The following is a 15,334-nucleotide window of genomic DNA, read 5'->3' on the forward strand; positions in this document are numbered from 1 at the left end:
TAATCGATGAACATGAGGATTAGAAGACGAAAGATCGTCCACCAGTCATGCGATTAGCGCATAGCTATTTTAATAAAATCTTCAAAATTTAGATCGGATCGATCATGATCGATCAAAAATGCAGTGGAATATCAACAAAATTGGCGAAGTTGAGTGATATTGGATTTTGAAGGTCAGCTTAAAAATGCGGAAATTTCATGGCGGGTGATGCTGCGATGCAACAATCTTGGCGCCTGATGCTTAGGAGAGACAGCCTTTTGGCCCGTCTTAACCGGCTTCCGCCAGCAGCGACAATTGCTGTTTCGCCGACTCGCCGACCACATCGGTCAGCCGGGTCGGGTAATCGCCGGTGAAACAATGGTCGGTGAATTGGGGCTGCGCATCGTCGCGCCTGGGATAGCCCATCGCGCGGTAAGTGCCATCGACGGACAGGAAAGCGAGACTGTCGGCGCCCATGAAATCGCGCATCTCCTCGAGATTCATACGCGCGGCCAAGAGCTTGTCGCGCTCGGGCGTATCGATGCCATAATAATCGGGATGCGTGATGGGCGGCGAGGAGATGCGGAAATGCACTTCGGCGGCGCCCGCGTCGCGCATCATCTGTACGATTTTCACCGATGTCGTGCCGCGGACGATCGAATCGTCGATCAGAACGATGCGTTTGCCGGAGATCACCGAGCGATTGGCGTTGTGTTTGAGGCGAACGCCGAGTTCGCGGATCGCCTGAGTCGGCTGAATGAAGGTGCGGCCGACATAATGATTGCGAATGATGCCGAGCTCGAAGGGAATGCCGCAGGTCTGCGCATAGCCGAGCGCCGCCGGCACGCCTGAATCGGGCACCGGCACGACCACATCGGCGTCGGCGGGCGCTTCGCGCGCGAGTTCGGCGCCCATCGCCTTGCGCGCGTCATAGACGGAGCGTCCATGCACGATCGAGTCGGGCCGCGCGAAATAGATATATTCGAAGATGCATGGGCGCATGCGCTGGGCCGGGAAGGGCCGCAGGCTTTGCACGCCCTCGCGGGAAATCACCACGACCTCGCCATTTTCGACGTCGCGCACGAATTTCGCGCCGATAATGTCGAGCGCGCAGGTCTCCGAGGCGAGGATCGGACAGCCGTTGAGTTCGCCAAGCACCAGCGGGCGGATGCCGAGCGGGTCGCGGGCGCCGATCAGCTTCTTGTTGGTGAGGGCGACCAGGGCATAGGCGCCTTCGATCTGGCGCAAGGATTCGATAAAGCGATCGATCACGCGCGGCCGTCGCGAGCGGGCGACCAGATGCAGGATCACTTCGGTGTCGGAGGTCGATTGGCAGATGGCGCCGTCGCGGATCAATTCGCGCCGAAGCGTCAGTCCATTGGTCAGATTGCCGTTATGGGCGACCGCGAGGCCGCCGCCGTCGAGTTCGGCGAACAGCGGCTGGACATTGCGCAGGATCGTGCCGCCCGTCGTGGAATAGCGGACATGCCCGACGGCGGAAGAGCCGGGCAATCGCTCGATCGTCGCGCTATTGGAAAAATGGTCGCCGACCAGCCCTTGTCGCCGCTCGGACTGGAACCGCTGGCCGTCGAACGAGACAATGCCCGCCGCCTCCTGGCCGCGATGCTGCAGGGCGTGCAGACCGAGGGCGGTGATCGCGGCGGCGTCGGGGTGGCCGAAAATGCCGAACACGCCGCATTCTTCGCGCAGGCGGTCGCCATCGAGATCGAAATCGCAATCTCTGGCTGTCAGGGGACTGGAGATGGCGGCCTCGCTTGGTTCATCGCCCGCCGACCCACTTGGTGTCCGCCCGCGGCCTCGTCAAGGCTTGGCTGGCGGCGTGGGGAGCACGGCGGGCTTGTTGGGCAGAGCGGTGGGTTTGTTGAGGATCGCGTCGAGTTTCTGCTTGTCGGTTGGCGCGACGGTGTTGGCGGTGGCCGCGGGGGGCGTCGGAGCGGGCGCTTCGGTCTTCTTGGGCGGCGCAGCCGCGGGCGCGGTCATATCGGGGCTTTTGACGTCGTTGGATTCATCGGGCGGCAGCGGCGCATCGTCGGCGGGGGCCGCCGTCTTCGTCTTCTTCCACCAGCCCTCGATCGTATGTTCGGCGTCGTCGGGCAGCAAAGCGATGACGCGATCGGCCGTCTGCATCAATATCGGCCGCGTCTTGGCGTTCTTGACCCATTCGGGCTGCTGCTTTTCCGCGACCAGCCAATTGAAAATCGCGAAGGCGACGACGCCAAGCAGGAAGCCGCGCACGGCGCCGAAGACAAAGCCCAGCGAACGATCGAGCGCGCCGACCTTGCTGTCGAGGATGGCGTCGGAAATGCGCACCGTGAGGATCGAAACCACGATCAGCGCGACGAAGAAGATCACCGCCGCCGAAATCACCGCCGGGAGCGGCTCCTTATGGATGTAGGGCGTCACATAGGGCACGAGATTGGGATAGAAGAAATAAGCCGCCGCCGCCGCCGCCGCCCACGAGCCTATCGCCAGGACTTCGCGCGTAAAGCCGCGCACCATCGACAGAAGCGCCGAAACAAGAATGATAATGATCAGTCCGAGGTCGAGATAAGAGGGCATTTCAATGGGCCTCGCATGGCTTTCGCGCTTCGCGCTAGTGACTGAATGCCCGCGCCCGCCGCTTATAGCGAAGCCCGTTCACTTCGTCACCCTGTTACGGTCTTTGTTCACGGCTATTCCCGCCGCTGCGATTTCGGCGACGAGGCTCGCCACCGACGACACCGGACTCATTGTAAGCTTCGCAGTCCCGGCGCCTTGCCTGTCCGCGGAAGCGGGCGCGACAGCGCGGGTGAAGCCGAGCTTGGCCGCTTCCTTCAGCCGCAATCCCGCATGCGCGACAGGCCGGATGGCGCCAGAGAGGCCGATCTCGCCGAAATAGACGGCATCGTGAGGCAGGCTGACGCCGACCAGCGAGGAGACAAGCGCGGCGGCCGCCGCCAGATCGGCGGCCGGCTCGGCGATCTTGAGACCGCCCGCGACATTGAGATAGATGTCATATTGGCCAAGCTTCAAGCCGCCATGCGCCTCCAGCACGGCGAGGATCATCGCCAATCTCGAGGAATCCCAGCCCACCACCGCCCGGCGCGGCGTGCCCAGCGTCGTGGGCGCGACGAGGGCCTGGATTTCGACCAGGAGCGGGCGCGCGCCTTCAATCCCCGCAAACACCGCCGCCCCCGGGCTCGCCCCATCGCGGCCGGCGAGGAACAAAGCGGAGGGGTTGGCGACTTCGCTGAGCCCCGCGCCTGTCATTTCGAACACGCCGATCTCGTCGGTGGCGCCGAATCGGTTCTTGGATGCGCGCAAGATTCTAAAAGCGTGAGCGCCCTCGCCCTCGAACGACATCACCGCGTCGACCATATGTTCGACGACGCGCGGCCCAGCGATCTGTCCGTCCTTGGTGACATGGCCGACCAGAATGATCGCGGCGCCGCTCGCCTTGGCGAAGCGGATCAAAGCCTGCGCCGAGCCGCGCACCTGGCTCACCGTTCCCGGCGTCGATTCGATCGCGTCGCTCCACATCGTCTGGATCGAATCGATCACCACCAATCTTGGCCGGTCGCCCGAGCCCAATGTCGCGACAATGTCGTCGACGCCGGTCTGCGCGGCGAGTTCGACGGGCGCGTCGCTGAGGCCGAGCCGCGCGGCGCGCAGACGCACCTGCGATGTCGATTCTTCGCCCGAGATATAGACGACGCGGCCGCCCTGGCGGGCGAGCGAGGCGCAGGCCTGGATCAGCAGCGTCGATTTGCCGATGCCCGGCTCGCCGCCGATCAGCGCGACCGATCCGGCGACGAAGCCGCCTCCCGTCACGCGATCGAGTTCGCCAAGGCCGGTGATGATGCGCGCCTCGGGCCGCGCGACCCCAGTCAGCCCTTCGAGCGGAAAGGCGCGGCCGGCGCTGCGGTTGCGCGAGGCGGCGATGCCGGCGGCGACCGCCTCCTCGACGATCGTGTTCCACTCGCCGCAGGATTCGCACTTGCCCTGCCAGCGCTGTGTGATCGCGCCGCAGTTCTGGCAGACGAACAGGGTCTTTGATTTAGCCATGAAGGAGCGGTGCAGGATTCGCGAGAGGATGTCGAGAACGGCGATGGGGATAGGGCAGGGCGCAGGAGGTTTCGCGCCTCGGGTCGATGAGGGGATTGATCACGTCGTCATCTAATAAAAACTAATACAATATCAATATGTTGCGCTACGATATCTCAGCTATATTGACTTGAATGGCGCCGATAATTCCCCTTCGCCAGAGACCAGAGAGGGCCTCACGCGCCATGCGCCCCACGAGGCTTCCCGGCGCGACGCGCGAAAAAGCCGCATCGTCGGATCGCGACCAGAGCGGCCGCCCTCGTCGATGAGGGATGGAATTTGAACGGCTCAACGGGTCCTCAACGATCCAGGCGCATTGGGGGTTCCTATCTCCAGTCTGCACAAGTATTGTTCTTGACTGGGCGCTACGCGGATGATTACTTAAGTACCATATTCAGCAAGTTGTGAGGCCCGTATGGAGCCGACCGATCCTGGATCAGCAGCATCGCCGCGCGGAGGCGAGCCCTTCCGAGAGCCGCTTGTGCTGCGAGCTTCGGCTCTTGCTCGAAGAACCGATGCGCTTTTCAGGGCGATGTCGACGGATTTGCTTCTCCGTGAGCAATTCGTCACCGACCCGAGCCAAATTATTTCCGAATATGTCGAAGGCCGAAAGCTGCCCCCGCAGACTGCGTCCATCAGCAATCAGCTTCTTTATTCGGTGCTCTCAAATCGCCCGCTGCTTGATTGGCTCCGAGAATACGGAATCTCAAATGGCGGAGCTGTCGTGCCCCGTCAGCGGTTCATCCAGGATTTCGCTCAGGCAGTCGTAAAGCATGGGGGGGATCACGTCGTTCTCGCCCTGATCCGGGGTGCGTTGGGCGAGGCTGCGATCGTTTCGCTCGCCGGCGGAACATCGTTGTTCATCTATCACAGCACGTTCATTGCCACAGGCTTGATTGTTAGTACGGATCACGGATCAACAGGCACCGGCACTGGCACCGGCGGTCCTACCGGCACAGGCGGCGGCGGAACACGGTTTGGCACGGATCCACACGAAACCGACCCGGGAACCGATCTTGGGACTGAAGACGGGACGGACGACTTTGTCTCGGCGCCTCTCGTGGGAATGTATGGTTGGGAGAGAGCGTCAGTCGAAGCGCTCGTCGATTACGCCAACCAGTTGCGCGCCGCGGGCGCCCTTGACGTCGGGTCGGACGACTAGATGATCGCCGCGCCTGCAGAAACGCGGACGAGCCCCGAACGCCAACTTCCGCCGCACGTCTATCGTGGGCACCGCACGCTGTCGATCATGCCAACGTTTGGCTGTCCGGCGGCTTGCAACGATTGCGGAACCCTGTCCAGCCCGCGAGACAGAACGAGACTGGATCTCGAGACGATCTCCGCCGCGCTACATGAAGCGAGGAAACTTGGTTTTTATAATGTTGTCTTCACCGGCGGCGAAGCGACGATGCGTTGGGACGATCTGCTCGCCTCCATTCGGCTGGCGCGGGACTTGCGGTTTCCAGTGCGTCTCGTCACGAACGCGCATTGGGCCCGGGACCGTACTGTCGCGGCCGCCAAACTTGACCTGCTGATCGAAGCCGGGCTGTCCGAGATAAATTACAGCACCGGCGACGAACATGTGAGATTCGTGCCTTTGGAGCACGTCGTGAACGCGATTGTCGCCGCGTGCGAGCGTTCGTTTCGCGTCCATGTGATGATCGAATTGCGGGGCCAAAGCAGCTTGGGCGAGGACGATGTTCGTCGCCATCCGCGCGTTGAGGCGCTCACCGCCGAACAGCTCAAATGGCTCGCGGTCTCGCCGAGTCCTTGGATGCCGCTTAATCACGAGACCGTGGACAATTATCCCGAGGATCTCGCGACGACCCGACGAAATCTCGCCAGTCGCGGCGGGTGTGCGAGCGTTTTGAGGGACTATACGCTTCAGGCGGATGGGCGCGTGGGCGCATGCTGCGGTCTAGGCTTGCGGCTCATTCCCGAGCTGAATGTTGCGACCGTAAAACAGCGGGACTTTCTGCGAGCGGCCATCGCGGAATCGGAGGAAGACTTCCTTAAGCTCTGGATACATTATCAGGGACCGGAACGCATTGTCGCGTGGGCGGCGTCGAAGAATCCTTCCATCGAATGGGAGGGTTTCTACGCCCACCGTTGCCAAGCCTGTCACCGGCTCTACAAGGACGACGCGATCCGGGCTGTCGTGCGCGACCATTGGCGGGAAGTTGTCGGCGAAGTTGTCCAGTGCGCCTGGCTCGACGAAGTGTTCGTGCCCGAGGCGCTGTCGCGGTCTTGCAAGACCAAGCGCGCCGAAGCGCAAGTGGTGGGTTCGGCGGTCGGATCAGCATAAGGCGGCGCAGCGGAAGACCGAAGCATAGGATGCGACGAATTGGCGGATTCTCAACCAGCGATAAGCGATGAGGGTTACGTCAGCAGCGCCGAGCTGGCTGACGCCGCCGCGCAATATGTTGCGATGCTTGAGAGCGAATACGGAGCGGAAAAACGCGAATCGCTCGTGACCGCTGCCGAACTCCGCGTACGGATCGCCCAGGAGAGCAAAGGCCTCAAGGCGGCGCGCGCGCGATTGGCGACGCTTCTGCTGCGGGGGACGGAGGCGCGAGACGAATGCGATATATTGCGGCGAGAGAATGCCTTGGATGGGTCCGTGCTCCTCGAACTCGATCAGCGCACTTCGTCTTATCTTAGGGTTGGACAACTGGATCTCGCCTCGCGCTCCGCTCGGTTGCAGACCGATCTTATCTATGGCGCGAAGCGCTTCGAACCCCAGGCCGGCCGGGCGATAGCGCCCCGGCGCATCAGAATCACGACGCCGGTTCTGACAATACAGAAGCTGCGGCACGATATAGAGCAATTCGAATACCTTCGGGAACGCAACATCCTAGGGGACGAGTTCTGCGAAGTCATCAATCATTATGAGGATCTCATCAGACGTCTGACGCCGCTTGGCCCCGAAGCTCGCATGCCATTAAGTCCGGCAGACGAAGGGAAGCTGGGAGACAAATATAGTCGCCTCATTCATGTGCGCGAGAGTCCTGAATTGCCGGATGTTCTCTCGGGAAGCTGGAACCGGGAAGCGGTCGAGTCGGAATATTTGAACGATAGCAACGGCGTGGCGGTGGTGGACGATTTCCTGACGGCGGAGGCGCTCGAAAGCGTTCGCAGCTTTTGCCTGGAGTCGACCATCTGGTTTACCAATCGCTATGCGCACGGACGTTTTGGCGCGTTCTTCCGTGAGGGATTCAACAGCCCTTTATTGCTTCAGATAGCGCGGGAAGTGGCCAAAGCTTTCCCCGCGATAGTCGGAGATCGAACGCTCCGGCAGCTTTGGGGTTTTAAATACGGCGAGCAATTGCCAGGCGAGACCGTCCATGCCGACTTCGCGGCCGTGAACCTGAATATCTGGATTACTCCGGAAAGCGCCAATCGGGACGCCGCGACTGGCGGCCTCTATATCTACGATTGTAAAGCGCCCCTGACTTGGAGCTTTGACGAATACAACAGGCGCCCCGAGCTGATACGCGGCTTCTTGAGACATAGGGGCGCTCGTTCGCGCTACATCCCCTACAAGGTCAATCGCGCGATCTTCTTTAACTCAAATCTTTTCCACGGAACCGCTCCGCTGGATTTTCGCGCGGGATACGAGAACCGCCGTATCAATGTTTCCTTCCTTTACGGCGATCGGATGGAGGAAGCGGACGATTTAGGTTCGCCGCGGCCAAGCGCCGCGGCGCAGTCATCGGCCTCGCGGGTCGGCTGGCGCTCAGCAAGCTTTGCGCGGTTTCGCACTGGGTAAACCAAATCGCGACGGCTCAAAGCTGTCTGGGCCATTGCAAGGCAACGAAGACGCATATCTCGAAACTCGTCGTCATCGAACGGACGCCATGCGATTTGGCGCCGCGATAGTGGGTCTGGAGGCGGCGCGTGGGTTCTCAATTCGGCCAGGATGTGTTCGTGCTTGATCTGCTCGGTTGGAAGCGCCGCGGATTCTTTTTGGATTCCGGCGCTGCGGACGGCCTGCGATCGAGCAACACATTGATGATGGAGCAAGAGTTCGGATGGCGAGGAATCTGCATCGAGCCGAATTCGGAAATGTTCGCCTCGCTTCTGAAGAATCGCAGATGTAAGTGCCTCAACTTATGTCTCTTCGACCGGGAAGGCGACATCGAGTTCCTCGAGAATGGCAGGATGCTGGGAGGAATCCTTGAATCCTATGATCCTCAACATCTTCAATACGTGTGCGAAATATGTACATTGCAAGAGAACGACGACGGTTCGTTTGTCACGGTTCGTAAGAGGTGTCGGCTACCGGAATCTGTCCTCCGGGAGTGTGGCGCTCCGAGCGTCATTGACTATTGGAGTCTGGATACGGAGGGCTCCGAGTTGGCGATTCTCGAGAGCTTTCCCTTCGAGACATATTCGTGTCGAGTGATAACCGTCGAACACAACCGGAAACCTGTCCGGCAGCGGATCAGAGATTGTCTCTTCGAGCATGGTTACCGACATGTCGCGGCTTTCGGGATCGACGATTGCTACGCGAAAGGCGTGACCAACCAAATCGCGGGGTCGCGAAGCGCAGTCTGGCGGCGATGAAGCCGGCGGCCGATCCGCGCCGCCCATGAAACGGAACCGAAGCAATGACGGTGGCGGGCGCGAGATTGCAGCGTGGGCGCAATCGGGCCGCAGCCGCTTGCGCTACGCCGCCGCCCTCCGGCATAACAGCCTGACTGCTTCACGCGCCCGCTCGCCGGGCGGATCGAAAGGCCGAGCCCTTCCATGACCTCCGAAAACGATCTCAAGGCCGCCATCCGTTCGATCCCCGACTATCCCAAGGCCGGGATCATGTTCCGCGACATCACCACGCTGCTCGGCGATGCGCGCGCGTTCCGCCAAGCGGTCGATCAATTGGTGCAGCCATGGGCGGGGAGCAAAATCGACAAGGTCGCGGGCATCGAGGCGCGCGGTTTCATCCTGGGCGGCGCCGTGGCGCATCAAGTCTCCGCTGGTTTCATTCCGATCCGCAAGAAGGGCAAGCTGCCCTTCAAGCGCGTCAGCGTCGGCTATTCCCTCGAATATGGCGACGACGAAATGGAGATGCACGAGGATGCGCTGGCGCGCGGCGAACGGGTGATCCTCGTCGACGACCTCGTCGCCACCGGCGGTACGGCGGAGGCCGCCGTCAAGCTGCTCCGGCAGATGGGCGGCGACGTGCTCGCCGCCTGCTTCGTCATCGATCTTCCCGACCTTGGCGGCGCCGATAAATTGCGCAAGCTCGGCGTGCCGGTACGCACGCTCGTGTCTTTCCCCGGACACTGATCTGTCGCGACGAGATCGACAAACCCGGCCTGCCGCGCTAACCGCGAAGGCGGCGATGAAACGGGCGCATTGGCGCCGCTCAGCGCACCGTGACGTTATAGATCAGCGTCGAACAACCCTTGCGTTCGCCGACGGTCGCGCAGGCGCGGATGGAATATTGGTCGCTTCCCCGATAATTCGGCATGGAATGATAGGCGAAATGGTGAGGTCCCAGCGTCGCGATCAATCCATGCGGCGGCGCCTCGACGACGCTGACGTCGGTGAAGCGATAGCCGGGTCCCTCGCGAAACGAATTGTCGCAGAAGCTTTTGTCGTCGGTGACTTCCGTCACTTCGACGCGATCATTGCGGTCGGGAAAGAATGCGAAAGGGCTCAGGGTGCAATCCGCCTTCGCGGCGCCCGAGCCCAATAAGACAATTGCCGCGGCGATGAGAATGCACTTGGAATGCGTCATGATGGATTTCCCCTGAACCCAGCGATTACGGGACGCGATGCGCGAGGCGGCATCCCCAGGCGCGATCGCCGCGGCGGACAGAAAAATCCTGGACCGTAAAGCTTCGCACATTAAACTCCCGGCGCGCGCCGCGCGAGGAGAAAGCCGACATGGAAAATTTGACGGCGCCCGCCGCGACAAGTTTTTTCGCCTCGACCCGGACCGGGCTGATCGCCTGCGCGATTTTGACCGTGGCGACGCTGGCCGCGCCCACGACATCGGCCGCGCAGTCCGCCGAAACCGCTGGGGAATGCGATCGTCTGGCGGGATCCTCGACCGATCCCGGTCGTGTCGCGCCCGGCGTTCCCCTCGACAAGATTGATGCGCCGGCCGCCATCGCGGCCTGCACGAAGGCTTTGGCGAGCGATCCGGCCAATCCCCGCCTGACGTTCAATCTCGGCCGCGCCCGCGACCGGGCCGGGCAATTCCCGGAGGCGGCGCAACTCTACAAGGTCGCCGCCGGGCAAGGCCACATGGTCGCGGCGCTCAACCTCGGAATTCTCACCCTCGAAGGCCGCGGCGCGCCCAAAGACGTCGGCGAGGCGTTTCGCTTGTTCAAAATCGCCGCCGACAAGGGCTCCGCCTCCGCGCAAATGCAACTCGGCGTGCTCTATCGCGACGGCTTCGAAGGCCTGGCGAGGGACGAGAAGGAGGCGGCGCGCCTGTTCAAACTCGCGGCCGATCAAGGCAATGCGTTCGCGTCGCTGCAGCTTGGTCTTTACGCGAAGGACGGGCTCGCCGGCGTGCCGAAAGACGAAAAGGAATCGACGCGCCTCATCAAGTTCGCAGCCGACCAGGGCAATGACGTCGCCGAGGCGCTGATGGGCTCGCTCTACATGGCTGGCGTCGGCGGCTTACCGAAAGACGATCAGGAAGCCGTGTGCTATCTCAGCCTCGCCGCCGCGCAAGGCAATTCTATCGCCGAGAACGGCCTCGGGACGATCTATCTGAATGGCGGCGGCGGGGTCGCAGCCGACGTGCACGAAGCGGTGCGCTATTACAAACTCTCCGCCGATCAGGGCTATGTCCGCGCGGAGGTCAATCTGGCCTCGCTCTATGGCCGCGGCGTTGGGGCGCTGGCGAAGGACGAACGCGAAGCGGCCCGGTTGCTGAAACTCGCCGCCGCCCAGGGCAATGCGGCCGCCATCGGCGAATTGGGCCGCTACGCGGAATGGGGGCTTGGCGGCCTCAAGCAGGACGACAGCGAAGCGGCGCGCCTTTACAGGCAGGCGAGCGACAAGGGCGACGGCATGGCCGCCGTTCGGCTCGGCATATTCGTCGCCAACGGACGCGGCGGCCTCGCCAAGGAAGAGACGGAGGCCGCGCGCTTGTTCGCGCTCGGCGCCGCGAGCGGAGACGCCACGGCCGAGGCGATCGTCGGAACCCTCCACCAGGACGGCGAGGACGGCCTGGCCCCAGACGACCGCGAGGCGGCGCGGCTGTTCAGGCTTTCGAGCGATCAGGGCGACAAGGTCGGCCAGAACAATCTCGCGCTGTTCTATGAGGCTGGCCGCGGCGGCGTGCCGAAAGACGAGCGGGAGGCGGCGCGGCTGTTCAAACTCTCGGCCGATCAGGGCTATGACCGCGCCGAGGTCAATCTCGGTCTGTACAAATTCAAGGGCCAGGGCGGCGAGGCCAAAGACGAAGCGGAGGCGGCGCGCCTGTTCAAGCTCGCAGCCGACCAGGGTTCGTCCGCCGGGCAATATCACCTCGGGCTTTTCTATTCCAACGGCTTTGGCGGCCTTCCCCAAGACGAGCGGGAGGCGGCGCGCCTTTACCGTCTCGCCGCCGATCAGGGCGAGACCTCCGCGCAGATCAATCTCGGCATCCTGCTCGGATTAGGGGCCGCCGGCGTTCCGGAAGACGATGTCGAAGCCGTGCGTCTCTTCAAGCTGGCCGCCGACGCGAAGAACGCCAATGCGCAGCATTTGATGGGCCTGGCCTATCTGAATGGCATGGGCGGCCTGCTGCGAGACCAAACGGAAGCGATCCGGTTTTTCAGACTCGCGGCGGCGCAAGGATTTCCCGCGGCGAAAGCGGCGCTGGCGAAGCTGGGGATCCAGGAATAAAGGCAGCGGTCGCGTTTGCGCCTTCGCAAGCAAGCGCGCGCCAGCGAGGGCGAACCCGCCGGCCTGGGATCACGCCGATAAAGCGCTTCGTTCGTTGAGATGACGGGTTGCGAAGGCGGCTGTGCCGTTCGCGGCGTCGTCTTGAGTGATGGCGCATATCTCGGCAAGCGCCGCCATCACGCCGGGCATTTCAAGCCAAGCGACGATGTCGGCGTAACCCTCCTTCATCAGGGCCCTCTGGATCGACGCAAAGTCCTCATAATAGCCCGAGCGCGCCAATTCGTAAGCGCGCCGTCCGACATAGGCCAAACGTTCATCGTTTTTGGGCATGGCGGCCTCCTCCCTTTGCGCGAACCATAGCAAATCTGTCTGTGGCGCCAAATCAACACTTCGGGGTTGGGCGTGATATCCGAGGAGGGATGGAACCCATCGCATTTTGGATCATTGAACGCGCGTCGATGACCCCAAAGGAGGCGACGACGATGGACAAAGAGCACATCAAAGGCGCGGCCGAGAAGGCCAAGGGCGCGCTCAAGAGCGCCGCCGGCAAGATGAGCGGCGACAAGAAACTCCAGGCCGAAGGCAAGCTCGACCAGACAAAAGGGGCGGCGTATGACGCGCTCGCCGAGGCCAAAAAGGCTTCCCTCGACCTGAAGGCGAGAATCGACAAGGCGAGAATCGAGGCGGCCAGGAGCGCGGCCGATTACGCCGAGGCCAATGCCGGCGACCTCGACGAAGAATAGCGCGCGCTGACCCTTCGCCGCTTGTCCGTGCGTGAATTTGGCCGCCCTACTGGGCGGCCTTTTTGTTCATGCGGACGGCAAGAGGCGAAAGCGCAGCGCCGTATGGGATTCGGCGATTCCAAAAGTTCATCTTGCTTAACGCGGGCGTTGTCGACGGTCGGCCGGCTTCAGCGCGCAGACTTCCTTCGCACCATCGCGGCGACGTTCATCTTTTCACCGACTTTGAACGCGGAGGGTTTCATCGTCGAAAGCGCGAACGATTGTCTGAGGCGTCACTGAGTGTTGGCCGGCTTGCGCCAAGGACGCCGATTGACGATGCAAATCTCATCGAGCGTGTTGCGAAGGGCCGGCCGCTCGAGCCAATGGACTTCCTCGCCGAAACCTTCCGCAGCTATCTCTTGCTCGATCGCCGCGAAATCCTCAAAGCTTCCCGTCCGCGCGAGCGCGTAAGCGCGTTCGGCGACATAGGCCAGCCGATTTTCGGTCTGGGTCATTCGGGCCTCCTTTCCACGCCCGCCAGCCTCGCCATGATCTTGCATCAGTTCGGCGTTCGTATGACCAAGTTAGGACCGGCGCCGGAAGACATTGTGAATCGACGCGGGGGCGACGACCCGCCGTGCGACGGCGTGCGGCGGCTTGGCGACCACGCGCTTTTAGTCCTGCGTCTCGCTCTAATGGATCGAACCTTGTCGGCTTTGGCTACGCTCCTTGCCGGCCCAATCGCTCGATGGCGAGCTGTCGCGCGCGAGCGGGTTTCGGATGCGCGTCGCCAGTCCGGCGACCATTCTGGCGCGATGATCGAGATCCCGCTGGCCGCTTTCGAGGATAAGCGCGAGCGCCTCGCCAACCCAATCGGGAATCGAGCGGCTCCCCATGCTCCAGCGATGGACGGTTGCGGGCGAAAGCATCTTGCCGCGCGCCTCGCCAAGCCGATGCGCCAGCGGCGTTTGCCAGCGCTCGCCGAACAGGAGTTCCCCAACGAAACGCAAGAAGCCTGGCGTGAGCAAAACTGGCCCGCCGCGCATTGTCGTATCTTCGGGAAGCGGCAGATTGTTGCGATATTTCTTTTTCGAGCCGTCCAATAGGGTTCATCCTTGGCGTCGCGAAGGTTTTGTTTCGTGCGCCGGCATGCGTGGACGCTGACGGAACCTGCCACAGGTTAGCGCCGCCCCTCATCCGGGCGCCATCCGGCGCCTACCTTCCCCCGCTTCGCGAGAGAAGGGGCGCGCATCTTCCTTCTCTCGGGAAGCGGGAGAAGGGGGCCCTCGCGTCAGCGAAGGTCGGATGAGGGGCGGCGCGACGCTGAGGTGTTTTTCGCCGTCTGTCGGCTGCCTGTGAGCCGTGCTGTCGCGGACCGGCGCCGCAAAAGGGCGCGGCGTCGCCCTTTGAGGCGACGCCGCAGCTTTTCGTTCAGGCCGCGGCCTGCTTCTCGATCGCAACCGATGAGATCGTCTTCAGGATCTGCGACGCGATCTGGTAGGGGTCGCCTTGCGAATTGGGGCGACGATCCTCGAGATAACCCTTGTAACCGTTATTGGCGAAGCTATGGGGCACGCGGATCGATGCGCCACGGTCGGCGATGCCGTAGCTGAATTGATCGATCGACTGGGTCTCGTGCTTGCCGGTCAGCCGCATGTGATTGTCGGGCCCATAGACGGCGATGTGATCGGCGCGCGCCGCTTCGAAGGCCGCCATCAGCTTCTCGAAATATTCCTTGCCGCCGACTTCGCGCATATAGGCGGTCGAGAAATTGGCGTGCATCCCGGAGCCGTTCCAGTCGGTGTCGCCGAGCGGCTTGCAGTGGAATTCGATGTCGACGCCGTATTTTTCCGTCAGGCGCAGCAAGAGATAGCGCGCCATCCACATTTCGTCGGCCGCCTTCTTGGAGCCCTTGCCGAAAATCTGGAATTCCCACTGGCCCTTCGCCACTTCGGCGTTGATGCCCTCATGGTTGATGCCGGCGAACAGGCAGAGTTCGAGATGTTCTTCGACCATCTTGCGCGCGACCGAGCCGACGTTCTTGTAGCCGACGCCGGTATAATAGGGGCCCTGCGGCGCGGGATAGCCCGCCTCGGGGAAGCCGAGCGGCCGGCCGTCCTTGTAGAAGAAATATTCCTGCTCGAATCCGAACCATGCGCCCGAATCATCGAGAATGGTCGCGCGTTTGTTGGTCGGATGCGGCGTCTTGCCGTCGGGCATCATGACTTCGCACATGACGAGCGCGCCGTTCTTGCGGTCGCCGTCCGGAAACACGCTCACCGGCTTAAGCACGCAATCCGAGCTTCGCCCTTCCGCCTGCATGGTCGAGCTTCCGTCGAAGCCCCAAAGAGGAAGTTGTTCGAGCGTCGGAAAGCTGTCGTAGTCCTTAAGCTGTGTCTTTCCACGAAGGCTTGGCACAGGAGTATATCCGTCAAGCCAAATATACTCGAGCTTATACTTTGTCATTGCGACCCTCTTACGATTTCGATTTGGTCCTCAGATCACCCGCAATTGCATATTGCCGCCAGGGGCTTACCGAGGGAGCATTTTTTATGCCAGCGCGCCAAGCCCGCGCGGCGCACATGATCGGCGGCGCCGACAAAAGAAGCATAATGGAGTTTGCCTATATTTGTGGCATTTCGCGATTTTTTTTAAAGCACTTCGTGCAAATCGTAAGC

Annotated in this window: 15 protein-coding genes; 7 read left to right on the forward strand and 8 right to left on the reverse strand. The window is 62.0% G+C overall.

What is annotated here, in order from left to right:
• Nucleotides 1-267: 267 nt before the first annotated feature.
• The 3 genes from purF to radA all read right to left on the reverse strand — a co-directional run bounded on the left by purF (nt 268) and on the right by radA (nt 4,044).
• The gene (purF, locus tag GSQ90_RS26645; protein WP_158818201.1) at nt 268-1,743 is read right to left on the reverse strand and encodes an amidophosphoribosyltransferase; all 1,476 of its coding nucleotides are present in this window, start codon (nt 1,741-1,743) and stop codon (nt 268-270) included.
• 57 nt (nt 1,744-1,800) lie between these two features.
• On the reverse strand, nt 1,801-2,559 hold the full coding sequence (locus GSQ90_RS26650) for a CvpA family protein (protein ID WP_158817976.1): 759 nt from the start codon (nt 2,557-2,559) through the stop codon (nt 1,801-1,803).
• Nucleotides 2,560-2,637: 78 nt separating this feature from the next.
• Nucleotides 2,638-4,044 carry a DNA repair protein RadA gene (gene radA / locus GSQ90_RS26655; RefSeq protein WP_158817977.1) on the reverse strand — a complete coding sequence of 469 codons (1,407 nt, stop codon included), beginning with the start codon at nt 4,042-4,044 and terminating at the stop codon, nt 2,638-2,640.
• Nucleotides 4,045-4,807: 763 nt separating this feature from the next.
• Here radA and GSQ90_RS26660 point away from each other — a divergent pair.
• The 5 genes from GSQ90_RS26660 to GSQ90_RS26680 all read left to right on the forward strand — a co-directional run bounded on the left by GSQ90_RS26660 (nt 4,808) and on the right by GSQ90_RS26680 (nt 9,372).
• Complete coding sequence (locus GSQ90_RS26660) at nt 4,808-5,245, forward strand: hypothetical protein (RefSeq protein WP_158817978.1); 438 nt, start codon at nt 4,808-4,810, stop codon at nt 5,243-5,245.
• A complete protein-coding gene (locus GSQ90_RS26665) occupies nt 5,246-6,388 on the forward strand; it encodes a radical SAM protein (protein WP_158817979.1) in 1,143 nt (380 codons plus the stop codon). It abuts the gene before it with no gap.
• Between the two features lie 39 nt (nt 6,389-6,427).
• Nucleotides 6,428-7,852 (forward strand): hypothetical protein, encoded by a 1,425-nt coding sequence (locus GSQ90_RS26670; RefSeq protein ID WP_158817980.1) that lies wholly within the window; start codon nt 6,428-6,430, stop codon nt 7,850-7,852.
• Between the two features lie 128 nt (nt 7,853-7,980).
• On the forward strand, nt 7,981-8,649 hold the full coding sequence (locus GSQ90_RS26675; RefSeq protein ID WP_158817981.1) for an FkbM family methyltransferase: 669 nt from the start codon (nt 7,981-7,983) through the stop codon (nt 8,647-8,649).
• A 183-nt stretch (nt 8,650-8,832) separates the two neighbouring features.
• Nucleotides 8,833-9,372 (forward strand): adenine phosphoribosyltransferase, encoded by a 540-nt coding sequence (locus GSQ90_RS26680; RefSeq protein WP_158817982.1) that lies wholly within the window; start codon nt 8,833-8,835, stop codon nt 9,370-9,372.
• Between the two features lie 79 nt (nt 9,373-9,451).
• On the opposite strand, the gene GSQ90_RS26685 is transcribed toward GSQ90_RS26680, so the two are convergent.
• Entirely contained in the window at nt 9,452-9,826 is a 375-nt protein-coding gene (locus GSQ90_RS26685; protein WP_158817983.1) for a hypothetical protein, read from the reverse strand.
• 149 nt (nt 9,827-9,975) lie between these two features.
• Between GSQ90_RS26685 and GSQ90_RS26690 the strand changes: the two genes are divergently transcribed.
• The gene (locus tag GSQ90_RS26690; protein ID WP_158817984.1) at nt 9,976-11,934 is read left to right on the forward strand and encodes a tetratricopeptide repeat protein; all 1,959 of its coding nucleotides are present in this window, start codon (nt 9,976-9,978) and stop codon (nt 11,932-11,934) included.
• Nucleotides 11,935-12,003: 69 nt separating this feature from the next.
• Here the strand turns inward: GSQ90_RS26690 and GSQ90_RS26695 are convergent, their stop codons facing one another.
• Entirely contained in the window at nt 12,004-12,264 is a 261-nt protein-coding gene (locus GSQ90_RS26695) for a hypothetical protein (protein WP_158817985.1), read from the reverse strand.
• Between the two features lie 152 nt (nt 12,265-12,416).
• Between GSQ90_RS26695 and GSQ90_RS32980 the strand changes: the two genes are divergently transcribed.
• A complete protein-coding gene (locus tag GSQ90_RS32980; protein ID WP_158817986.1) occupies nt 12,417-12,677 on the forward strand; it encodes a CsbD family protein in 261 nt (86 codons plus the stop codon).
• 272 nt (nt 12,678-12,949) lie between these two features.
• On the opposite strand, the gene GSQ90_RS26705 is transcribed toward GSQ90_RS32980, so the two are convergent.
• The 3 genes from GSQ90_RS26705 to GSQ90_RS26715 form a co-directional block, all read right to left on the reverse strand.
• Nucleotides 12,950-13,171, reverse strand: coding sequence for a hypothetical protein (locus GSQ90_RS26705; protein ID WP_158817987.1), 222 nt, complete (start codon nt 13,169-13,171; stop codon nt 12,950-12,952).
• Nucleotides 13,172-13,348: 177 nt separating this feature from the next.
• Complete coding sequence (locus GSQ90_RS32175; protein ID WP_210254986.1) at nt 13,349-13,759, reverse strand: hypothetical protein; 411 nt, start codon at nt 13,757-13,759, stop codon at nt 13,349-13,351.
• A 328-nt stretch (nt 13,760-14,087) separates the two neighbouring features.
• Complete coding sequence (locus GSQ90_RS26715) at nt 14,088-15,122, reverse strand: glutamine synthetase beta-grasp domain-containing protein (RefSeq protein ID WP_158817988.1); 1,035 nt, start codon at nt 15,120-15,122, stop codon at nt 14,088-14,090.
• Between the last annotated feature and the right edge of the window lie 212 nt (nt 15,123-15,334).

Origin of the sequence: Methylocapsa sp. S129 (genome assembly GCF_009765995.1) — a bacterium.
In the GTDB taxonomy this organism is placed as follows: domain Bacteria; phylum Pseudomonadota; class Alphaproteobacteria; order Rhizobiales; family Beijerinckiaceae; genus Roseiarcus.